Source organism: Mesorhizobium zhangyense (genome assembly GCF_011045115.1).
Classification (GTDB): Bacteria; Pseudomonadota; Alphaproteobacteria; order Rhizobiales; family Rhizobiaceae; genus Mesorhizobium_M; species Mesorhizobium_M zhangyense.
In genome coordinates this window covers 60662-82674 of record NZ_JAAKZG010000019.1, presented here as the reverse complement: position 1 = coordinate 82674, position 22013 = coordinate 60662, and the positions used below count along the sequence as shown (strand labels likewise).

Genomic DNA, 22013 nt, shown 5'->3' with positions numbered 1-22013 from the left:
CCTTGTGGGGAGGGGTTAGGGGTGGGGGTCCTGCGCCTCGGAGGGGCGTTCGCGAGTGGATCAGCAGATTGTAAATCGGGTCAAAATGGTGTGAGACGAACACCGGCTATTCCCGACGGAGTTCACCCCATGAGCAATCACCTGTTCGACGCCATCCGCAACGCGGCAGTCGATCGTGGCGCAACTTTCATCGTCGCACCCGACGGGCGCGTCTGGAGCTATGGCGACATGGTGGATTTTTCGGGCCGGCTGGCATCGAGGCTCATCGAGCTGGGCGTGAAGCCGGGGGATCGCGTCGCCGTGCAGGTGGAAAAGAGCCCCGAAGCGCTGATGCTTTACCTTGCCTGCGTTCGGGCGGGCGCGGTCTATCTGCCGCTCAACACCGCCTATACGCTTGCCGAACTCGACTATTTCGTCGGCGATGCAGAACCGCGGCTCGTTGTCGTCACGCCCGGCGCTGCCGAAGGTGTCAGGCCGGTCGCTGCAAAATATAAGGCCATCGTCGAAACGCTGGACGAAAACGGCGGCGGATCTTTGATTGCCGGCCTGACGGACGGAGCAGGCTTCGCCGACGTGCCGCGCGGCCCGGACGACCTGGCGGCGATCCTCTACACGTCCGGTACGACCGGGCGCTCCAAGGGCGCTATGCTGACCCACGACAATCTCCTGTCCAATGCCGCTACGCTGCGCGACTACTGGCGGTTCTCGGCAAGCGACCGTCTGATCCATGCCTTGCCGATCTTCCACACGCACGGCCTGTTCGTCGCTTCAAATGTCATTCTGCTGTCGGGCGCGTCGATGTATTTCCTGCCGAAGTTCGACGCCGGCGAGGCCCTGCGGCTGATGACAAGTGCTACCTGCATGATGGGTGTGCCGACCTTCTATGTCCGTCTCGTGCAGCATGACGGGCTGACGCGTGAAGCGACGGCCGGCATGCGGCTCTTCATCTCCGGTTCCGCGCCGCTTCTGGCCGAAACCCACCGGCTGTTCGAGGAGAAGACCGGCCACGCCATTCTCGAGCGCTACGGCATGACCGAGACGAATATGAACACCTCCAATCCCTATGATGGAGATCGCGTCGCCGGTACCGTCGGCTTCCCGTTGCCCGGCGTGTCGGTTCGCGTGACCGAGCCCGACACCGGCAAGCTGCTCGGAACGGACGCAACAGGGATGATCGAGGTAAAAGGCCCCAATGTCTTCAAGGGCTATTGGCGGATGCCGGAAAAGACCATGGCCGAATTCCGCACTGATGGCTTCTTCATCACCGGAGACCTCGGCAAGATCGACGACCGAGGCTATGTCCACATTGTCGGGCGCGGCAAGGATCTGGTCATTTCGGGCGGCTACAACATCTATCCGAAAGAGGTCGAGACCGAGATCGACCAGCTTCCGGGCGTGGTCGAAAGTGCGGTCATCGGCGTGCCGCATCCCGACTTCGGCGAAGGCGTCACGGCCATCGTCGTCAGGAAAACTGGCGATGCCATAGACGAGCGCGCGGTGCTCGACGGACTGAAGGACCGGCTCGCCCGTTACAAGCAGCCCAAACGGGTCATTTTCATCGAAGACCTGCCGCGCAACACGATGGGCAAGGTCCAGAAGAACGTGCTGCGCGACACCTATGCCAATTTATACGCGGACGGAGGCGCGGGACGCATCGCAACGAGTGGGTGAGAGCCTGCCGACAACGGCCTGATCGGGCTGCCGCTATTGCTGTGCGCTATTTCGTTTCGCTGCCGCTTCCGCAATCGCCATGTCCCGCGCGCGCAGGAAGACGCTTTCCATCCGCCAATGCTCATTGCCAAAGCGGGGGTCAGCGGCCCATTCGTCCCAGCCGTGATTGCGGCGGAACTCCCCAAGCAAGCCGGAGGCGACGATTTCGTCCTTGTCGACATCGGTGGGGTTTTCGCAGTCGGGCGCGACATAGATCGCGTCCTCGCGGCAATAGAGTTCGCACATGAAGCAGGTCTGGCAATCCTGCTGGTGCGCTATCTCCGGCGGGCCGTTCAAGCTCGGCGCCAGCACATTGGTCGGGCAAATCTCGACACAGGCATTGCAGCCCGTGCAGCGTTCGGCAATGACCAATTCGATCATGATGCGAGTTCCAGGGCGCGTCCGTAGTCGCTTTGGGTCCATACCTTGTCCAGCCCGCCGACAAGGATGCGGCGGTTGAAACGCGGATCGGTTTCCGGCCTGTCCTCGCGCTGGTGCATGCCGCGGCTTTCGTCACGTGCCAGCGCGGAAGCGATGCACCAGCGGGCAGTCGCCAGCATCGCCGCAGTCTCTCGCGTCCTGAGCCGCGTATCGCCGCTTCCGCGTGCGTGGGCATCGACATTCGCCCAGGCATCATCGAGCAGATCGGCCGACCGTTTCAATTTGCTGCCGTGACGAAAGATGTTCTTGTCATAAGACAGCATTTCGCCTTGGATCGCCAACAGCGCCTGGCTCAGGTCGATGTCCCTTTCAACCGAGGCGGGACGAAGGCTGGCCTGGCCGATCGGCCGGCCACCTGAAGCCGAACCATTTTCAGCCGAGAACCGCGCAGCACCTCTGCCCGCCCATTGGCCGGACGAAACGGCCCAGGCCGAATTGATATTGCCGCCACCGGAAATTGCGCCGGCGACAAGTTCACGCGTTGCCGTGTCGCCCGCCGCAAAAAGACCCGGAACAGAGGTTGCGCAGTCATCGCCTACGATCCGAAGGCCGCCGATGCCGCGGATGGTTCCCTCGCCGTGCAAGGTTACCTCGAAGCGTTCGCTATAGGGATCGATGCCCCAGCGTCGGAACGGCAGCATGAAGTTCGGCGAGATCGTCGGCACCTGGGCGCGAATGTCCTCGGGCGTGCGGGAGAGATCGCAGAATACTTTTCCTTCCAGCAATGCCCGCGCCAATGGCCGCATCGTGTCGGGACCGGGCGGCATCGGGATCACAGCGCCATCCTCGTCGTAATAGGTGGCGAAGGCGTAGGACATGGTACGCGTCATCGTCGAGCGCACCGGCGCGACGGTGTGATAGGTCGTGAACTCCATGCCGGAGAGTTCGGCGCCAGCCTCAGCCGCCATCAGATAGCCGTCGCCGGTGTTGGTATGGGAGCCGAGCAGACGCGACAGGAACGACGTGCCGCCGGTAGCCAGCACGACCGCGCCGGCATTCACCTGCCAGTCCCCACCCTTCTGCCGCCGGATTCCGCGCGCGCCGGAAACGGAGCCGTCCGGACGCTGCAGCAATTCCAGCGCGGGGCTGTGGTCGAGGATGGTAATGCCGAGGCTTTCGACGAGCCGGCGCAGGGCGCGCATATATTCCGGCCCACGCAGCGCACGATACTGTGGCGCACCGCTTTCATCCTTCGAGAAGTCGTAGAAGCCGGCGAGCGTTGGCAGGCTTTCCCAGGTCAGCGCCAGCGTGCGTGCCATCCAGCCCGCATCGTTCAGGCCAAAGCCGGTCTTGCGCCGGTTGGCGATCGCGTTCTCGCGCAGTTCCGGCGGGTCGGGCGGTATCCACCAATGGCCCGGTCCCGCGGTGGCGGTGACGCCGCTGGTGCCGCAATAGCCTTTGTCGGCAAGGATTACCGTTGCTCCGGCGCGCCGCGCGGCTGCGGCCGCCCAGGTTCCGGCAAGGCCGCCGCCAATGATCAGAACATCGGCGTTGAGTTCCAACGTTTCTTCGGTTGTTCGGGTCATCGCGACAACTATCCTCGACTACCGGATTGCAGCGTCTGTCTCATGCAGCAGGGATCACGCATCGTGCTGTTTGCCGTGGCGGACACCGAGCCAATCGAGCAGCGTGCCGCGTATCCTGGCGAAATCGGGATCGGCGACGTCGCGCGGGCGCGGCAGGTCGATCCGCTCCTCATGTGCGATGACGCCGTCCTTCATGACCAGCACGCGATCGGCGAGAAGCACGGCCTCTTCGACATCATGCGTGACGAGCAGTATGGCGCAGCCATGCCGCTGCCACAGCTCGCCGACGAGATCCTGCGCCTTGATGCGTGTCAGTGCGTCGAGTGCGGCGAACGGCTCGTCGAGCAGCAGCAGGTCGGGCTCCCGTACCAGAGCCCGCGCCAGCGACGTGCGCTGCGCCTCGCCGCCGGACAGCACCTTGGGCCATTGGTCGGCGCGGTGGCTGATGCCGACTTCTTCCAAGGCGGCAAACGCCCTTGCACGATCCGGCCGCCCCGGAAGGCCGAGCACGACATTGCGCCAGACCGTCTTCCACGGCATCAGGCGCGGTGCCTGGAAAGCGACGGCGCGGCGCACCGGCACCTCGACATCGCCTTCGATCTCGCGATCGAGATCGGCCAGTATGCGTAGCAACGTGCTCTTGCCGCAGCCGCTCGCGCCCAGAAGCGCCACGAACTCGCCCGGTGCGATATCAACGTCGAGATCCTTCAGCACCTCCCGATCACCGAAGCGCCGTGACAGGCCGCGCACCCGCACCGCAGGCGTAGTTACCCCGGATCGGCCGGAAGGGCGCGGCGGCGCTTCCGGGACGACGATCTTCAAGCTCCGCTGAACGCTGGTCGCCATGCCAGGAAAATCCTTTCGAGGGTGCGCACCGTGAAATCCACGGCGAGGCCGAGAAATGCGTAGACGACAAGGCAGACGACGATCACATCGGTCTGGAAGAACTCGCGAGCATTGGCCATGAGATAGCCGATGCCGGCCGTGGCGTTGATCTGCTCGCCGAACACCAGCGCCAGCCAGGCAATGCCGAGCGAATAGCGGAGGCCGACAAGGGCGCTCGGCAACGCACCGGGCAGGACGACGTGGCGGATCATCGCTGCACGCGACAGGCCGAGCGTACGCCCGGCCTCGACCAGCGTCGAATCGACATTGCGGATGCCGGCATAGACATTGAGATAGAGCGGGAATGCCGTGCCAAGCGCGATCAGCGCTATCTTGGGCGCTTCACCGATGCCGAACCAGATGATCAGAAGCGGAATCAGCGCGACATTAGGCACCGTACGCATCATCTGCATCGGCGCGTCGACAAGATCCTCGCCCAGGCGGAACAGGCCGGCCACAATCGCGAGCGTGATACCGATGCTGCCGCCGATAGCGAGACCGGTCAAAGCGCGCCGGAGCGAGACCAGCATTGCTTCCTGCAATTCGCCCGTCGCGATCAGCTTGGCCGCGCTCGACAGCACCGTGGAGGGACCGGCCAGTACTTCGCCCGGCAGCACACCGGTGATCGATGCGAGATGCCATGCAGCCACGAGCAGGAGTGGCCCCGACAGGCGCCTCGCCCAGCGCGGGATGCCGTGGCCGGCAGACGAGACCGGCGTTATCCTCTGAAGGGCCGGCCCGCCAGAGCAAGGCGCTGCCGATGCAGTCTTGCCTCGACCACGCAATGGCAGCGGGATCGAGGCTACGGTTTCGATCGAACTCATCGGTGTTCCCCCGAGTCGTCAGTTGGTCGCCAGATCGCGATAGACATAGTCTCCCAGATTGAGCGAGCCGGTGAGCACGCCGGCTTCCTTCCAGGTCTCGAAGACGTTCTGCAGGGATGCGACGAAGGCATCGTCTATCGGCTGGCGCTTGTAGCCGGCCTCTGCCGGATAGATGAGGTCGACAGTTTCGCGGTCCTGCTTGGCAAAACCGGCGTAGAAGTCGACATAAGCGTCCTTGTTTTCACGGGACCAGTCGTAACCGCGATCGACCCGTGCAACGAAATCGGCGATCGCCGCAACCTTGCCGGGGTTGGCAAGCGCGCTGTCGGTGGCGCTCAGGACAAAGTTGCCGGTGTTGATGCCGACGCCGTCGATCAGTTCCGTCGCCTTGAGCGTCCCGATAGAGCGGGCCAGATAGACGCCCCAGGTTCCCCACGCATCGATGCTGCCGGATTGGAAGGCAGCACTTGCGTCCGCAGGGGTCAGGAAGGCGAGCTTGACATCATTGGCGGTGAGGCCGGCCTTCTTCAGCACGCCGAGCGTGAGGTAGTGTGCGACGCTGCCGCGCGTGGTCGGCGAAAGGGTCTTGCCCTTCAGATCCTGGATGGTCTTGATCGGGCTGTCTGCCGGCACGATCAGCGAACTGCCGAGGCCGCCATTGGAGAAGTTCGCCACGACCTTGATCCTGGAGCCGCCAGCAATGGCGCTGACCGTAGGAGAATCCGCGGCCTGGCCGATATCGACGGCATCCGCTTTCAATGCCTCGTGCAGGTTGACGGCGGCGGGGTAAACCGACCATTCGATCTGATAGGGCACATCCTTCAAAAGCCCGGCCGCTTCCAGCTTGGCGCGCGTGGCGCCCGTCTGGTCACCGACACGCAGCACGACCTTGCTCAGATCCTCCGCGGCGAAGCTCGCGGTCGCTGCGCCAAGCAGCGATGCAGCCGCAAGACCACCCAATGCGAAATTGAAGAGACGGCGGAAAATGGTTGTCATGACGGGGCTCTCTGAACGTTGACTTGTTGATTCCGTGACAGGGCTTTCGGGCCGCTTCATCTGCGAGTGAACGTCATCAGGCTAATTTCTACAAAATTAGTAGACTAGGCATGGCGTACTGAACTTTGCGCCTATCGGAGGTTCGAATTCTTCTTTCCGTCTCGATGCCGGGCATGTTGTTCAACGCGCGGAATTGGTGGCGCGGCCTATCGCGACGCCTTGCGGACATCGAAGACATCCATCAGCGTCACCGAGCGAAAATCCGAGACCAGAACGGTCACCCGCACGATCCAGAAACCATCCAGAGGCAGCACGAAACCATCGGCATGGAACACACTGGAAGTGGTGCGGCGCGCCTCGTGGGCGAAGGGGCCGATGCCGTAGGACGGCTTGTCCAGTTCGACATTCACACTCATCGGCTCGAACGGCTTGCCGTCGAGCAGGAGATCGCCGACCTCGACGCGGACGGGGCCAACGATGGGCGGGCGGATCGTCAGCAACGCGGTGACACCGTCTTTCGCCGCGCGGACTTCCTGCGTTTCATAAAGTGCCGGATTTTCGGCAATCGAGCGCGGCGGCGGCGTGAAGCGCCACAGGCCGAGGACGGCAAGAACCGCGGTTCCGAGCACGATCTCGGCAGTGATGCTGCGCCGCAGCCGTAGGGCTGCATACGCATCCCCCGCGGCTGCGGGTGCCGTAAGTGTGTAGCGGTTGAACAGGGCGAGCAGCAACATGCCGGCGACGAGCGCGAGTTTCACCAGCAGGACCAGACCGTAATCGGTCTGCCACAGCGCGCCGATGGTTCTGACCTGCACGACCGCGATAATACCGCCGCTGACAAGCAGCACGGCAATGACAGCCGGGATAGCGGCGGAAAACCGCTTTAGCGCAACCGCAGCATCGCGGCGCGCGAGGACAAGGCCGAGCGGCACGAGCGCGCCCAGCCAAAGTGCGACCGCGACCGCGTGGAAAAAGACTGCCGGCATAGTCAGCCAGCGCGGCGGCGCGGCGGAGGCATGGCCGCTGGCGGCAACGGCCGCGCCGAGCAGCACCAGCGCGACAATGGCAAGCACGCGTCCGAACGCTGACCGGTGTGCCGATTGTACCGCGCCATAGGCAAGGATGATCGCGGCAGCGGCGACAAGGGTAGCCATGCCGTAGCTCGTTGCCCACAGTCCGGCCTGCCAGATCTCCGGCTTCAGGATGCCCGGCAGAGGTTCCGCCAAGGCGTCTAGGCCCTGAAAGGCAATCATTCCGGGTGCAGCACAGAGCCCGACCAGCAGCGCCAGCGTCACAAAACGCCTGCCCGGCATCGGCTCCGTGCCACTCAGCCATGACAAGGCGGTAACGCCACCGACCCCGAAGACCAGTCCGGCCAGCAGCAAAAGCCGCGCTGTCCAGAGTCCGATCCGAACCGGCAGGTCGGATTGCGCAACATCGGCCGGAGCGGCAGCACTCGGCGCGCCGATCGAAAAGAGCAGGCCGCCGCCGATCGGATGCCCGTCCGACGACGCCACCCGCCACGACAGGATATGCGTTCCCTGTTCGAGGCCGCCCGGCAGGGCAAGCACGATGGCGGCGCCCTTTTCGCCGATGTCAGCGAGTATCTGGGTGCGGCCATCGGGATGGATGAGCCGCGCGACCAGCGGCCGGACCGGCTCGGAAAAAGTCAGCGTCAGGTGCTTCGGCGCTTCCGCCAGCACCGCGCCGTCAACAGGATCGGCGGTGACAAGCTGCGCATGCGCCAGCGCGGGAGCGAGAGCGCCTGTCAAGGAAATGGCGACAGCGAAAAGCGCTGCCGCCAGCCGAACCCACAGCAGGCCAAGCCGCTTCACGATCCGGGCGAGACCTTCACCGAAGGCGCTGGAAACTTGAGCGCGTCCGAAGAACCGCCAGCCGGCGGAATCTCGATCCAGCGCTCGACGCCCGTCTCGCATTGCTGGACGATCGGCACGAAGAGCTTGTCTTGTTCAACGTCAGCCGAGACCTTTGCCCGGAAGGCGAACTCATCATAGTGCGCGGCTTCGAGCCTGCCGCCGCTCCAGGAAATCTCCTTGATCAACGCCTCTTCGTCCTCGCCGTGCGATGCGTGTCCGGCCGCAGGTGCACCGTCGCCCTGCGCTTCGACCTTGTTGATGTCGAGCGTCCAGCCGGGCTTGGGTTGCGGCCTGACCTCGGTCAGCTCCTCCGGTATGGAGACACGCACGGCGGTCGTCGGCGAGCCGGCGCAGCCATGCGGGATGCGCAGCACGAACTTTACGGTACCGCCTGCCTTCACCTCCTTGTTCTCGAAGGTGACATGGGCACTTGCCGGCCAGGCCATCAGGGTTGATAGGCCAAGCATCGCGCCCAGCAGGAGTTTGGGTTTCGGTGTCATGTCAGCTCCGGAAATTGGGGATCACCACGTCGCGGCAAGGCCGAGATGGCCAAGCGCTTCGCGGCGCAGTTCGGCCAGGCGGGGGTCACCCCGATGGCGCGGATAGGGAAGATCGACCGTTATGTCCGCGACGATGCGGGCCGGACGTGGCCCGAAAATCAGCACACGCTGGGTGAGGAACAGCGCTTCCTCGACATCATGGGTGACCAGAACCGCAGTCAGCCCGGCTTCCTGCCACAGCTTCACCAGTTCGGTCTGCATGGTCAGGCGGGTGAGCGAATCGAGCTTGCCGAGCGGTTCGTCGAGCAGCAGCAGGCGCGGCTCGTTGACCAGTGCGCGGGCAAGCGCGACGCGCTGCGCCATGCCGCCGGAAAGCTGGTGCGGGTAGGCCTTGTCGAAACCGCCAAGCCCCACCAGTTCAATGGCCTTGTCGACACGGTGGCGCGAGCTTTTCAGGATGCCCTGCGCTTCGAGGCCGAGCGCCACATTGTCCCACACCGTCCGCCAGGGAAACAGCGTCGGGTCCTGGAAGACAAGGATGCGGGACGGATCGGGATCGCCGACGACCGTACCGTCGACCTTGAGCGCGCCTTCGGTCGGATGATCGAGCCCCGCAAGTAGCCGGAGCAGCGTGGACTTGCCGCAGCCCGAAGGGCCAAGGAGCGCCACGAAAGATCCCGGCTCGACGGAGAAGCCGACCTCATCGAGAACGGGGAGCGGTTCACCCTCCAGCTCGAACTGATGCGATACTTTCTCGATGTCGATCCTCTGGCCGGCTGCGACATAGGCAGCCGGCGCTTCCACCGTCAGCGCTACCATCTGACAAGTCCTTTCTGCCACGACAGCGACCAGTCGCGTACTCTGAAGAGAATGGTGATCAGCCCGGAACACATCAGCGCCATCACCAGCAGTGCCGCATACATGTTGGCGTAGGCGGCCCAGCCCTGCGCCCATTGCAGATACCAGCCAAGCCCGGCCTTCACGCCGAGCATTTCGGCGATGACAAGCACGGCAAAAGAGGTGCCGAGGCCCATGAACAGGCCGACGAAGACGTGCGGCAACGCAGCAGGGATCGCAACCTTCAGGATCAGGAAGGACGGCTTTGCCCCAAGCGTGCGGGCGATGTCGTAGTAATCGCGGTTGACGCTGGCGATGCCGGACCAGGTGAGGATCGTCACCGGGAAGGCTGTGGCAAGCGCGATCAGGAAGACACTGGCCGAGCCACTGGTCGGAAAGAGGAAGAAGGCGAGCGGCAACCAGGCGGTCGCCGGCAGCGGCCCGATCAGCCGGAGCACCGGATGGACCCAATAGCTCGCCGCCCGCGACCAGCCGATGGTGACGCCTGTCAGGAAGCCGGCAAGCGCGCCGAAGAAATAGCCCTTCGCCAGCAACAACACCGAATGATAGACGCTCTCGGCAAGCCGCGCCCAATCGTCGAAGAAGACTTCGAGAATGCTCTGCGGCGAAGAGAAGAACGGCACCGGCAGCCAGCCCGTCTTTGCCGTGACCACTTCCCAAGCGGCCATCAGTACGGCCGCCGCGATGAACCATGGTCCGTAGTAGCGCACCGTGCCGGCGACCGGGCCAAGCAGCTTGCCCGTGGCCGCGACGACCGCCACCGCTAGGGCGATCGCGAGTGCGATGATAGCCAGTTCGCGTCCGTATGGCTGCGGAATGATCTCGGGCCACAGCTCGATCAGCGCGGCAACGCCGATCCAGCTAGCCGTCGCCGCCAATCCGACAAGCCATATGCCGGCCCTTGCTTGATTGGCTTCCTGAACTGGAGCTTGGGCGCGCTCGGAAAATGCCGGATCGATCGATGTCATCGCAGCAGCTCCTTATGCGGTCAGCACGTCGGCATAGACGCGATCGGCGAATTGCTGCGGGTCGGTGGACTGCTTGAACACCTGCACGTCGCGCAGTTCCTGGGCGTAGAGCGCGATTTCCTGGCGCAGATCAGCCCCCGTCGGGTTGTGGCCGTGAGTCTGGTCGAGCAGCACGCCGACCAGTTGCTCGACGGTCTTGTCCTTCGGTGCATTCGGCAGGAAGGCCTTTGCCGCAAGCTCGGGCTTGGCGACGGTGAGATCCTGCGCCTCCAGAAGCGCGCGGGTGAGCGCCGAGGCAGTCGGCAGGTCGTCGCGGATCAGGCTGCCGCGCAGGCCGACGATGCAGCAGACGCGGTTCTCAAAACCGTGATCGAGGTTGGAGGCAATCTGCGTGTATTTCGGATCCTGTAGCCAGAAATAGGCCTTGGGATCGCCGTCGGCGATGGCATCGATTTCGCCCTTCTCGGCGGCCAGTTGCAGAAGCTCGCCGGGATACTGACGCCATTCGACATCGGCGATCGGGTCCAGCCCCTCCTTGTGCAGCAGGATCGAGAAGAAATTCTTGCCTGGGCTGGCGAGGTCGGAAATGCCGATCGTCTTGCCCTTAAGCTGCTTAAGATCGGTGATGCCGGCCGATTTCAGCGCCACGAGGCGCGAGCAGCCGCCATGCGTGCCGGCTGTGATCTTGACATCGAAACCCTGTTCAAGCGCCTTCAGCCAGCGCAACGCCATGCCGACGCCGCCATCGGCCTTGCCGGTGGCAATGGCCTCCAGCAGCGCTTCGGTCGAGGCACCGAAATTGACCAGTTCGACATCGAGGCCATACTTCTTGAAGATGCCCTGCTCGATCGCCACGAAGACCGGCGCGAGGCAGATCGCCGAGGCGTTGGTGGCGAATTTGATCTTCTTCAGTTCGCCAACAGGTGCGGCAGCCGTCTGAGCCGCGAGATTGCCGACGGAGAATGCGCCGAGCGGGGCAGCAAGCCCGAGCGCGCCGGCGGTCTTCAGGAAGGCGCGGCGATCCAGTCCGCCAATGAGGGAAGCACTTTCTGTCAAAAGGGATTTCTTTGCGATCCAGTTCATCTTCGTTCTCCGGTCGGTGTTGTCGAGGAATTCGCAGGGCGGATGGCGACGGCGCCGTTATTCGGCAGCTTCGACGCGCGGCACGGCATTGTCCCGCTCGGCAACGAGTTGCCGGACCCGAGGGATGAGATCGCGCCCGTATTGGAACGCATCCTCGAGCGGATCGAAGCCGCGAATGAGGAAGGTGGTGACGCCTAGGTCGTAGTAATCAAGCAGCGCTTCGGCGACCTGATCGGGCGTGCCGACCAGCGACGTCGAGTTGCCGCTTGCGCCGGTGAGTGCGGCGATCTCCGTCCACAGCCGCTTGTCGAGGCGCGAACCTTGGGCCGCAGCGTCCAGCAGGCGCCGCGAGCCTTCATTGGCCGGCCGCTGCGAGCCGTCGCGGACATTGACGTTGATGAGCCTTTCGCCGGCGCGCAGGGCCTTTGCCCGCGCCAGGATGCGTTCGGCCTTGGCCCACGCCGCTTCTTCCGTTTCCGCCAGGATCGGGCGCAGCGAAAGGCTGAAACGCGGCGAGCGGCCATAAGGCTTGGCGGCCGCACGGATGCGATTGATGGTGTCGGCCGCCTGCGCCTGGGTTTCGCCCCAGAAGGCATAGATGTCGGCGTGCCTGCCGGCGACTGCGATTGCCGCATCCGAAGAGCCGCCGAAATAGATCGGCACGCCTTCAGGTCCCTGCGGCCTGACTTCGGAAAATGCGCCGGCTACCTGATAATATTTGCCGTCATAGTCGAACGGCTTTTCGCTGGTCCATTCCTTGCGGACGATATCGAGATATTCGTTGGTGCGGGCGTAGCGCTCGTCCTTGGTCAACCGATCGCCGTCCTGCGCAAGTTCCTGGTCGTTGCCGCCGGTGATGATGTGGACGGCGATGCGGCCATCGGTCAGATGGTCGAGCGTGGCAAGCTGACGCGCGGCAAGCGTCGGCGCGGTAAAGCCCGGACGATGCGCGATCATCAGCTTCAGCCGGCGGGTGAGGCTTGCGACATGCTGGCTGACAAGAATGCTTTCCGGCGACGTCGAATGGAACGCCAGCAGCACCCGGTCGAAGCCGCCATTCTCATGGATCGCGGCGGCTGCCGCGATATGGCTGCGGTCGATGACCGGGCCGGAGCGGGCTATAGTCTCCGAGGCATTGTGATTTCCGATGTAACCAATGAATTCGACAGGCATGGGGAGCTCCTTGATGCTTGCTGATCAGATGCCGAGGGCAGCTTTACCGGCGCCGATGCGCACTGTGTCTTCCTGAGGGCTGTGAATGCGGCCGCAGAGCACGTCACGATGGTGCCGCTCGAGCGGATTGCTGCGTGAAATGCCGTGATTGCCGGTGAGCTTCAGCGCCTTCTCCACCGCGGCGATGGCGTTTTCGGTGGTGACGACCTTGATCAGGCCGGCTTCCGTCTGGGTGAAGGGGCGGCCTTCGTCGATGTCGCGTGTTGCCGATGCAATCAGCCGGCGATTGACGGCGATGAGTTCTTCTATTTCGCCGACCGCCTGCTGGATGCGCGGCACCGTGGCCAATGGCTGGCCGAGATTGGTCGGCACGCGCGCTTTCAGGAAACCAACCAGCCAATCGCGCGCAGCTTCCGCCACGCCAGTATAGAGCGCTCCGGGCAGCACGCCGAACCAGGCCGCCTGCCCTTCTCCGCGGCTGTCCCATTCGGATGGAGAGCGGATGTCGACAGCATGATCGAGCGGCACCTGGACGTTCTCAAGGATAGCGTCATCGCTTGCCGTTGCCCGCATCCCGAGCGGGTTCCAGGTCTTTTCAATCCGCAGTCCCGGAGCGTTGGCGGGCACGAGGAAAGCACCGACGCGCGGCTCCAGTTCATCGGTCCGCGCCCAGATGATCGCCCAAGTCAGGCCCACGGCACCGGTGGAATAGATCTTGTGGCCGCTGATCGACCAGCCTTCCGCCGTGCGCTTGGCCGTGGTTGCCGGCAGCCCGCCACGGATGGGCGTGCCGAGTTCCGGCTCGACGCGGAAAGCATTGATCAGCGCGCCCTTGCTGACGGCATCGCCGATAACCCGGCGCACAAGATGATCCGGCCAGCGCCCCTTCGGCAAAGTGGCGAGATTGATGTACTGCATGATCAGGATCAGCGCTGTCGACGGCTCGCCCCGGGCGATTTCCCGGATGACCTCGGCCGTCTCGTGAAGACCAGCACCGCCGCCGCCGAATTCCACCGGCGCGGTCAGCGCCGTCAGGCCTGCTTCGTGCAGGAGCCTGATATTCTCGTGTGGAAAGGCAGCCTTTTCGTCGTGGTCGCCGGCCGTCTTTGCAAAGACCCGGCCAAGCTCGGCTGCAACCGTCACGGAATCTTCAACAGCCGTCAGGCTGCGGGTGCGGAGCGGTGTCACGGTCATGGGCGAAAACCTCCTGCTGACCGTGCCGCCATCATTCCGCCGCCACGGCCAGTCGAGCGCTTGAGAAGAAAGCCCCGAGCTCCGCAACCGCCTGCTCGACGCGGCTGCGGATCGGATCGGAGACAAGCCGGTAATCGGTAAAATCGCGGTCGGCCGCATAGACGGCGCTCGGCAAGGTATGTGCCATGAAGAAACCAAAGAGTGGGCGAAGCTGATGCTCGACGATGAGTGCGTGGCGTTCGCCTCCACCCGTCGCGGTCAGGATGACCGGCTTGCCTTGCAAGGCGAGTGGGTCGATCAGGTCGATCAGATGCTTGAACAGGCCGGTATAGCTGCCCTTGTAGGTCGGCGTTCCGATGATAAGGGCATCAGCCGCAATGATATCTTGTACCACCTGCCGCCCGGTTTCATCGAGATCCTTGTAGCTGCGGGCATTGCCGAGTGACGGGCCGACGCTGATGAGATCATGCAGGCGAGGGGCAAGGCCGTAGCGCTCTTCGGCAAGGTTAGCCACCGCTTCGACCAACGCGAAGGATTTGGAAGGACGGCTGAAGTTGCCGACGAAACCGACCAGATTGCCGCGTGCCATGATATGCCCTTCCGCATTGATTTCCGATGGATTTCCAGGCTTCCGCGGCGATTCAGCCAAAGACGACCGTGTCGTCGCGCAGTACCGTGTCGTCGCGCAGTAATGTCTACAATATTTGTAGAATTAGGATTTGGGAGCGGCGGGCGTTTCGAATCTCGGCGCGACATTAGAAAAATCATGTCTGCCAAACGGCGGCACGGAGGAAACCGCGACACAAATGTCGAGATGGCAGTCCTTGGGGAAAGCAGACCACCGGTCGCCGCCGGAATTGGAGGAATCTTCGCGATGCGCCGTCATCAGCGCAATTTTTTCTCTCGTCGGCAGAATCCCGGTCTCTATCCTGAACAGGACACGCTGCCGTCCATTCTTTTCCGCCTTGGCAGGCCCTCACCGGAAAACGGAGTCCGCAATGACTACAGCACTTTCGCTCAACGAAACCCTTGCCGAGTTCCAGTCCAAGCGGGCTTTGACGATGCCGGCCGACAAACTGAAGATCAATGTCGACCAGCGCCGCCTGCTCTTCGAGACGGCTGACCGTTCCGCCTTCATAAAGGAGGGTGACGCCGTCGAACCCTTCATCTTGGCCGAGGTCGACGGCGAGGAGCTCAAGCTCGATGCGCTGTTAAAGAAAGGGCCGGTGGTCCTGGTCTTCTTCCGCTTTGCCGGCTGCCCGGCCTGCAACATCGCGCTGCCTTACTATAACTCCTATCTCGCACCCGAGCTGAAACAGCTGGGCGCGACTTTGGTCGGCGTGAGCCCGCAGGTGCCGGAGCGGCTACGCGACATCAAGGAACGGCACAAGCTCGATTTCCTGATCGCGACCGATGCGGACAACACGTTGGCGCGCCGGTTCGGGATTCTCTATTCCTACGATGAACCTTCGCGTCGCTCTGCGATCGAAAGCGGAAACCCGATCGGCAACGTGACGGGAACCGGCACCTGGGAACTGCCAATGCCGGCCACGATCGTCATCGACCGCAGCGGCACGGTGCGTTTCGCCGATGTCAGCCCGGACTGGCTGGTGCGCACGGAGCCAACTGATGTTATCGATGCAGTGAAAGCGATCGAGGCCCGCGCCGCCGCCTAAGGCTACAAGACCCACAGACAGGACAAGCGAGACAATTTTGACGCACGATCACGACCATGACGGCCACCATCATCATCACGGCGATGACCCTGACCACCATCACGCCGAGCACGACTGGCGCGACAATGGCGTCAAAGTCATTCCCGGAAACTCGCTCGATCCCAACACGGCGCAGACACCCGGCATGAACCGCGCAACCGCGATCAGCAAGGCACGGGCGGGTGCAGAAAAGATCTGGGCCGGCACGGTGACAATCCACGCCAACGCAAAGACAGGCGCGCACCATCATGGCGATCTCGAAAGCATCATCTACGTGGTGAAGGGCAAGGCGCGCATGCGCTGGGGCACTAACCTCGAATATGTCGCCGAGGCCGGGCCTGGCGATTTCATCTTTGTGCCGCCCTATGTCCCGCATCAGGAAATCAATGCCAGCCGCGACGAGACGCTGGAATGCGTCCTCGTTCGCTCCGGCCAGGACCCGGTGGTGGTGAACCTCGATATCGAACCGGTGGAGGCACCGGAGGAAGTGCTGTGGATCGACCCTATCCACAAATAGGGCGCGACGGCATCACGACGGGGAAAGCGGCGGCGGGCGGCGCTCGATCGGCTTGGACTTGACGATGGCCGTGCTCGTCTCGGCCTTGTCGGCGATGCGGTCGAGAATGCCATCGAGGCGGTCGATGGAGCGGATGTAAAGCCGTGCCACAAAGCAGTCGTCGCCCGTGACCTTGTCGCATTCGCCGAATTCCGGCATCTCCTCGATCAGCTTCTGGACGATGTGCAGCTTGCCGGGCAGAGGCCGGATGCGCACGATCGCCTGCAATTGATAGCCTAGCGCCTGCGGATCGACCTCGACCGTGAAGCCGCGAATGACGCCACGCTCCTCCAGCCGCCGCACTCGCTCCGAAACGCTTGGTGACGACAGGCCAACCTGCGCGGCCAGTTCCTTCAGCGAAATCCGCGCGTCCTTGATCAGAATTTCGAGGAGACGCCGGTCGATATCGTCGAGCATTTTACATTTCCTCGGTAAATCTACCCATAACCTTACTTAATTAGGCCTGATTAGTCCATCGCCTTTCTAAAGTCATAGAGAACTTCGTCTGGCTATGAGATTCTCAACTCCTGAAAAGTTCAGGAGGCGACTATGGACGAAAAGATGCGCGGCACGGTCGAGATGACCGCGGCAATGGCCATTCTGGGAACGATCGGCTGGTTCGTCGTCATGTCAGGTCAGCCGGTGCTGGACGTCGTGTTCTGGCGCTGTGCCTTTGGCGCGGCGACACTGCTGATCGTCTGCGCGGCCCTTGGACTGCTGCGGGGCAGGCTCACGCTTCGCGTCGTCGGCATCGCCGCGCTCGGCGGTGCCGCCATCGTCGTCAATTGGCTGCTGCTCTTCAGCTCGTTTTCCCGCGCATCGATTTCGATTGCGACAGCGGTCTACAACACCCAGCCCTTCATGCTGGTTGGCTTCGGCGCGCTCTTCTTTTCCGAGCGCGTGACCCTGACAAAGCTCGCCTGGCTCGGGATCGCTTTTGCCGGCATGTTGCTGATCATCCAGACCAAGCCCGACGCCGGCTATGCCGGCACCGACTATTTTATCGGGATCGTCATGGCGCTTGGTGCAGCCTTCTTCTGGGCGGTTGCGGCAATCATCACCAAGAAGCTCGCCGGCACGCCGCCACACCTGATCGCGCTGATACAGGTCTGTGTCGGCATCGTCATGCTCGCGCCTTTCGCCAATCTTTCGGTACTTCCAACCGATGCCTGGAGCTGGAGCATGCTGGTGACGCTCGGCGTCGTTCATACCGGGCTGATGTATATCCTGATGTATGGCGCCATCCAGAAGCTGCCGACATATCTTCAGGGGTCGCTGTCCTTCATCTACCCGGTGGTCGCCATTCTGGTCGATGTCATAGCTTTCGGCCACCGGCTGCATCCGCTGCAGATCGTCGGTGCCGCCGCAATCCTGATCGCAGCAGCCGGCATGAATCTCGGCTGGTCGCTGTGGCGGTCGCGGACTTTAACGGAAGGCTCGGTCTTGCCTGCCCAGCCAAGGATTCAACGCCAGGACAGCTGATCCTTCGGCAACCGCCCGCTGGGATCGAATACTGCGACCTTATGCGGGAGATCGGCTCCCCATTGCCAGAGGACGAGGTTGCGGTCCTCGGCCTCGGCGCCAGGCGCGAAGCTCGGCACGAGAAGGCCGGCAATGCCCCGGGCTGAAAGCCGGTCATGGATCGACCAGGAGGCCGGGCGGCTGCCCTCCGCGAGCGCTGTTGCCCACGCGCAGGCCATGTCGCCCTTGGCGACCGAGAACTCTTCCCGCCCCTGCTCCGTGGTCAGGTCCGCTATGTCTTCGCAATCGATCTCGTAGGAACACAGCACGCAGGGGTCGATACGATGGGCAAAACCCTGATTGGCTTCCTTGACCGCCGTCATGACGCTCAAGCCAAGGTAGAGCGCAGGCACGCCCTTCGGGTTGAAGCGCGCGCCCCTAATCGCTGCTCCGTCTCCCGATATCGGTTTGAATGCCCAGCGCGGATCATGCGCCCGGTAGCAGGTTCCGATGAACCTCAAGCAAAGCCACCAACGGCCATATGGTCGAGATAGTCTCGAACCGCGCCGGCCTTGCCATCCTTGACCAGAGCCTCCGCGGTGCGCCCGCCAAAAGCCGGCAGCGGCTGGGCACGATACCAGGCCATTGCCTGTTCCTTGCCGCCTGCCCAATCCGCTACCCTGCTGATGATCTCGAGCATTTCGCGCAGCCGCCCCTGCGTCTTCGCAGTCCGGCTGCGCGCCACCCGGTAAAGCGTTTCCCGGGCCAAGCCGGCTGTTTCGGCAAGCTGGCCTTTGGACATGCCGAAGCCATCAGCCACCTGTTCGATGGCGATCTTCCCGGCCCTGTCCATATAGGACAGAACCAGCGGCTCGTTTTGTAGAGCGATTTTAAGTGCCTGACCCATGGGATTCACTTTGCCATATTGTTCGACATGTTTCTTGTGCAAAACATAGGGCAAACTCTCCTTGGTTTCAAGCTACAGCATCCTGCACCGAAAATGAGGCCCTAACCTCCACGGAAATCCGCCCGGCTTATGCCATGCCGTTGCAGCTTGTCGTAGAAAGTCTTGCGCGGGATGCCGAGCGCTTCGATGGTGAGGCGCACATCGCCCTGATGTTCGGCGAGCGCCTCGCGGATGATCGCTGCCTCATAGCGTTCCATCTTTTCGGGCAGGTTAGCTGCAACCGATTCATCGGGCCTTGCCGATGAGCCGTTCCCTTCGAGCCCCAGGGCGACCCGCTCGGCGAAATGCGCCAGTTCGCGCACGTTGCCCGGCCAGCTATGACCCGCAAGATGGCGGCGGACGGCCTCATTGACAGCCGGCACGTCGCGGCGGAAGCGCTCGGCAGCGCGAGAAAGGAAGTGGGAAAAGAGCAGCGGAATATCCTCGCGGCGCTCCCTGAGCGGCGGGATGGAAAGCGTGACCACGTTGAGGCGGTAGTAGAGGTCCTCGCGAAAATCGCCGCGCTGGCCGGGATCTCCCAAGTCGATCTTGGCGGCGGCGACGACGCGCAGGTCGATTGGCCGGACTTCGTTGGTGCCGAGCGGCGTAATCTCGCGCATTTCGAGCACTCGCAGCATCTTCACCTGCGTTGCCACCGGCATGCTCTCGATCTCGTCGAGAAAGAGCGTGCCGCCGCTGGCATGTTCGATGCGGCCGGTGCGCTTCTTCTGAGCGCCGGTGAAAGCGCCAGCTTCGTGGCCGAACAATTCGCTTTCAATGACGGTTTCCGGCAAGGCGCCGCAATTCAGCGCGACGAAATTGCCGGCGCGCCGGCGGCTCCATTGATGCAGGAGCTGCGCGACAACCTCCTTGCCGCTGCCGGTCTCGCCCGCGACCAGCACATCAACATCGGTATCGGCGATATGGCGCAAGGTGCGACGGAGATTTTCCATTGCCGGCGTCTGGCCGATCAGCGGCAGGCTGTCATTGGCGCTTTCGGCAGCTTGCCTGAGCGCACGGTTTTCCATCACCAGCCGGCGCTTCTCGGCCGCGCGGCGCACGCTCTGCACCAGCCGGTCGGCGGCGAAGGGCTTGGCGATGAAATCGTAGACGCCATCCTGAATGGCGCTCACAGCCATCGGAATATCGCCATGGCCGGTTATCAGGATCACCGGCAGGTCGGCATCCATCTCCTTGACCTTGGAAAAGAGCTGAAGTCCGTCGATATGCGGCATGCGGATATCGCTGACGACGACCCCATCGAATGCCGCCGTCAGTTCGCCAAGTGCTTCGCGCGGGTCGGCGAAGGCAGAGACGGCGAAGCCCGCAAGTTCCAGCGTCTGGGCAGTGGCACGGCGCAGGTCCTTGTCGTCGTCGATGAGGAAAACGGAAACTGGCTGGCTCATGGCGTCAGGCTTTCCTGAGATGAACGCTGAAGCGCGTTCCACCGGCGTCGCTTTCAACCTCGATGCGGCCGCCATAATCGCTCACGATGTCCTTGGCGATGACGAGACCGAGGCCAAGCCCGTTCTCCTTGGACGTGTTGAAGGGCGTGAACAGACCTTCGCGGATCTTTTCCGGAATGCCCGGACCATTATCGGCAACAGTCAGCGTCACGGTGTCACCGGTTTCGATCGCACGGACTTCGACACGACCGCCGTCCTCCGGCCCGACCGCTTCCAACGCGTTCTGGAAGAGGTTGATAAGCACCTGCTCAAGCCGGATCGGATTGCCCATGACCCGCAACTTCTCCGGCGGAAGCGCAATGTCGAGCGCGTCCATGCGCCCGGCGAACCGACTGCGCAGCAGCATCAGCGCCCCTTCGATCACCTGTTTGAGCACGACCGGTTCGGCTGAACCGCGGCCCTTGCGCGACAGCGCCTTCAGGTCGCCGGTAATCGTTCCGATGCGGTCGGTTAGGGCCGCGATGTCGTTCAGGTTTTCCTCGGCCGACTGCCGCTGCCCGCGCGCGAGGAAGGTGCGGGCGTTGTCGGCATAGGCGCGGATCGTCGCCACCGGCTGGTTGATTTCATGCGCGACCCCTGCCGCCACCTGCCCGAGGATTGCCAGCCGGTTGGCCTGGACGAGATCCTGCTGAACCGTCTGCAACGTGGCTTCCGTCTTACGGTGATCGCTGATTTCCACCTGGAGCCGGTCGCGGGCTAGGCTCAGATCCTGGGTGCGTTCCGTCACACGGCGCTCCAGCTCGTCGCGCGCACGTTGCGCCTCGGCAATTCGCGCGGCTGCCCTTCGCCGCCTGTTCAGAAGGAAGCCGGCAAAGGCCAGAAGCGAGACAGCGCCAAGCAATGCCGCCGTCCGCGCTGCACGGACGGCGACGGGTACCTGCGGCTTGATCGGCATGAGGGTCCGGAGTTCCCAGGGTGTCGTCGGCACAGGCGTCCTCACTTCGAGGAATTCCGTCCTACCGACGTTTCCGGGGAGGATGACGCCAGCGAGTGCCGCATCTTCGCCGACGGCTGCGCCTGCTTCGAAGGGCAGCGGTCTAAGCGGCGCGTCACCGAATTGCAGGCTCTCGCGAATGGCAACAAGCTTGTCGGCTGCTATCTCACCAACCGTCATGAAGCGCCAGGACGGCAGGCTGGTGATGAGGACGATGCCGCGACGGTCGACGACATAGGACACCCGCCCGGTGGCGTTCCAGTCCGCCTCGACCTGATCGAACTCGAGCTTGACGACGACGACGCCCAACTGCCCAGACGCGCCGTCTACGCGGCGGGAAATGTAGAGCCCCGGCCGTTTGCTGACGGTGCCGAGGGCGAAATGCTCCGCGTTTCCCTCAGTCATTGCGCGCTGGAAATATTCACGGAACTGGTAATCATTGCCGACAAAACTCGTCGGTTCGCGCCAATTGCTTGCCGAAACGGCGATGCCGTCCAGGCCGATGACATAGATCACCGCAGACTGCGTGCCTGCCGCCAGCCCTTCGAGCTTTTGGCTCAGCCGGTTGAAGGCGCTGGCATCCTTTGTGGCAAGGGCAGCCTGAAGCTCGCTGTCCTGCGAAAGCACCAGCGGCAGTGCACGCTGTTTTTCCAGCACGGCGCGCAACAGCGCTGCGTTGAGATTGGCATCCGTCCTGCCCTGCGCCTCCAGTGCGACGATGGCACGGCTGGAAGCCACTTCGCCGGCAATCCACAGCGTTGCCGCGATCACGGCTGCAGCCACCGCGCCGAAGACCCACCAGGCCCGGCGACCGGACGCAGACGGGCCGGCTCCAGCAATCGATGACGGGACGCTCGCGGAAATTACCATCCGAGAATTGTGCATAATTTCGCACAAACC

The 22013-nt window shown here is 63.2% G+C and carries 22 protein-coding genes; 4 read left to right on the top strand and 18 right to left on the bottom strand.

The window, feature by feature from the left end; all coding sequences use genetic code 11:
* Nucleotides 1–129: 129 nt before the first annotated feature.
* The gene (locus tag G6N74_RS27515; RefSeq protein WP_165121185.1) at nucleotides 130–1671 is read left to right on the top strand and encodes a malonate--CoA ligase; all 1542 of its coding nucleotides are present in this window, start codon (nucleotides 130–132) and stop codon (nucleotides 1669–1671) included.
* 33 nt (nucleotides 1672–1704) lie between these two features.
* On the opposite strand, the gene G6N74_RS27510 is transcribed toward G6N74_RS27515, so the two are convergent.
* From G6N74_RS27510 to msuE, 13 genes are all read right to left on the bottom strand, one after another.
* Entirely contained in the window at nucleotides 1705–2091 is a 387-nt protein-coding gene (locus G6N74_RS27510; protein ID WP_165121184.1) for a 4Fe-4S dicluster domain-containing protein, read from the bottom strand.
* Nucleotides 2088–3677: an FAD-binding protein gene (locus G6N74_RS27505; RefSeq protein ID WP_165121183.1), complete on the bottom strand. Its 1590-nt coding sequence runs from the start codon at nucleotides 3675–3677 to the stop codon at nucleotides 2088–2090. Before G6N74_RS27505 ends, G6N74_RS27510 begins: the two co-directional genes overlap by 4 nt.
* 54 nt (nucleotides 3678–3731) lie before the next feature.
* Nucleotides 3732–4523: an ABC transporter ATP-binding protein gene (locus G6N74_RS27500; RefSeq protein WP_165121182.1), complete on the bottom strand. Its 792-nt coding sequence runs from the start codon at nucleotides 4521–4523 to the stop codon at nucleotides 3732–3734.
* Nucleotides 4496–5386: an ABC transporter permease subunit gene (locus G6N74_RS27495; protein WP_165121181.1), complete on the bottom strand. Its 891-nt coding sequence runs from the start codon at nucleotides 5384–5386 to the stop codon at nucleotides 4496–4498. Before G6N74_RS27495 ends, G6N74_RS27500 begins: the two co-directional genes overlap by 28 nt.
* An 18-nt stretch (nucleotides 5387–5404) precedes the next feature.
* Nucleotides 5405–6382 carry an ABC transporter substrate-binding protein gene (locus tag G6N74_RS27490; protein ID WP_165121180.1) on the bottom strand — a complete coding sequence of 326 codons (978 nt, stop codon included), beginning with the start codon at nucleotides 6380–6382 and terminating at the stop codon, nucleotides 5405–5407.
* A gap of 206 nt (nucleotides 6383–6588) precedes the next feature.
* Nucleotides 6589–8217, bottom strand: coding sequence for a copper resistance CopC/CopD family protein (locus G6N74_RS27485; protein ID WP_165121179.1), 1629 nt, complete (start codon nucleotides 8215–8217; stop codon nucleotides 6589–6591).
* On the bottom strand, nucleotides 8214–8759 hold the full coding sequence (locus G6N74_RS27480) for a YcnI family copper-binding membrane protein (protein WP_165121178.1): 546 nt from the start codon (nucleotides 8757–8759) through the stop codon (nucleotides 8214–8216). Before G6N74_RS27480 ends, G6N74_RS27485 begins: the two co-directional genes overlap by 4 nt.
* 21 nt (nucleotides 8760–8780) lie before the next feature.
* Complete coding sequence (locus G6N74_RS27475) at nucleotides 8781–9578, bottom strand: ABC transporter ATP-binding protein (protein ID WP_165121177.1); 798 nt, start codon at nucleotides 9576–9578, stop codon at nucleotides 8781–8783.
* A complete protein-coding gene (locus G6N74_RS27470; RefSeq protein WP_165121176.1) occupies nucleotides 9572–10585 on the bottom strand; it encodes an ABC transporter permease in 1014 nt (337 codons plus the stop codon). Before G6N74_RS27470 ends, G6N74_RS27475 begins: the two co-directional genes overlap by 7 nt.
* Nucleotides 10586–10597: 12 nt before the next feature.
* A complete protein-coding gene (locus tag G6N74_RS27465) occupies nucleotides 10598–11668 on the bottom strand; it encodes an ABC transporter substrate-binding protein (protein WP_165121175.1) in 1071 nt (356 codons plus the stop codon).
* A 57-nt stretch (nucleotides 11669–11725) separates the two neighbouring features.
* On the bottom strand, nucleotides 11726–12841 hold the full coding sequence (locus tag G6N74_RS27460) for an LLM class flavin-dependent oxidoreductase (protein ID WP_165121174.1): 1116 nt from the start codon (nucleotides 12839–12841) through the stop codon (nucleotides 11726–11728).
* A 24-nt stretch (nucleotides 12842–12865) separates the two neighbouring features.
* Nucleotides 12866–14035, bottom strand: coding sequence for an acyl-CoA dehydrogenase family protein (locus G6N74_RS27455; RefSeq protein ID WP_165121173.1), 1170 nt, complete (start codon nucleotides 14033–14035; stop codon nucleotides 12866–12868).
* A 31-nt stretch (nucleotides 14036–14066) separates the two neighbouring features.
* A complete protein-coding gene (msuE, locus tag G6N74_RS27450; RefSeq protein WP_165121172.1) occupies nucleotides 14067–14624 on the bottom strand; it encodes an FMN reductase in 558 nt (185 codons plus the stop codon).
* Between the two features lie 409 nt (nucleotides 14625–15033).
* Here msuE and G6N74_RS27445 point away from each other — a divergent pair, with 409 nt between their 5' ends.
* Together G6N74_RS27445 and G6N74_RS27440 are read left to right on the top strand one after the other, a co-directional pair.
* A complete protein-coding gene (locus G6N74_RS27445; RefSeq protein ID WP_165121171.1) occupies nucleotides 15034–15711 on the top strand; it encodes a peroxiredoxin-like family protein in 678 nt (225 codons plus the stop codon).
* Nucleotides 15712–15748: 37 nt separating this feature from the next.
* On the top strand, nucleotides 15749–16267 hold the full coding sequence (locus G6N74_RS27440) for a cupin domain-containing protein (RefSeq protein WP_165121170.1): 519 nt from the start codon (nucleotides 15749–15751) through the stop codon (nucleotides 16265–16267).
* A gap of 12 nt (nucleotides 16268–16279) precedes the next feature.
* Here the strand turns inward: G6N74_RS27440 and G6N74_RS27435 are convergent, their stop codons facing one another.
* On the bottom strand, nucleotides 16280–16723 hold the full coding sequence (locus G6N74_RS27435) for an Lrp/AsnC family transcriptional regulator (RefSeq protein ID WP_165121169.1): 444 nt from the start codon (nucleotides 16721–16723) through the stop codon (nucleotides 16280–16282).
* A 132-nt stretch (nucleotides 16724–16855) separates the two neighbouring features.
* Here G6N74_RS27435 and G6N74_RS27430 point away from each other — a divergent pair, with 132 nt between their 5' ends.
* A complete protein-coding gene (locus tag G6N74_RS27430) occupies nucleotides 16856–17788 on the top strand; it encodes a DMT family transporter (protein ID WP_165121168.1) in 933 nt (310 codons plus the stop codon).
* On the opposite strand, the gene G6N74_RS27425 is transcribed toward G6N74_RS27430, so the two are convergent.
* From G6N74_RS27425 to G6N74_RS27410, 4 genes are all read right to left on the bottom strand, one after another.
* Nucleotides 17770–18288, bottom strand: coding sequence for an RES family NAD+ phosphorylase (locus G6N74_RS27425; RefSeq protein WP_165121167.1), 519 nt, complete (start codon nucleotides 18286–18288; stop codon nucleotides 17770–17772). The two genes, G6N74_RS27430 and G6N74_RS27425, sit on opposite strands and share 19 nt — an antisense overlap.
* On the bottom strand, nucleotides 18285–18674 hold the full coding sequence (locus tag G6N74_RS27420; RefSeq protein WP_165121166.1) for an antitoxin Xre/MbcA/ParS toxin-binding domain-containing protein: 390 nt from the start codon (nucleotides 18672–18674) through the stop codon (nucleotides 18285–18287). Before G6N74_RS27420 ends, G6N74_RS27425 begins: the two co-directional genes overlap by 4 nt.
* Nucleotides 18675–18775: 101 nt before the next feature.
* Nucleotides 18776–20119, bottom strand: a complete 1344-nt coding sequence (locus G6N74_RS27415) for a sigma-54-dependent transcriptional regulator (protein ID WP_165121165.1) — start codon at nucleotides 20117–20119, stop codon at nucleotides 18776–18778.
* 4 nt (nucleotides 20120–20123) lie between these two features.
* On the bottom strand, nucleotides 20124–21998 hold the full coding sequence (locus tag G6N74_RS27410; RefSeq protein ID WP_165121164.1) for a sensor histidine kinase: 1875 nt from the start codon (nucleotides 21996–21998) through the stop codon (nucleotides 20124–20126).
* Nucleotides 21999–22013 lie beyond the last annotated feature (15 nt).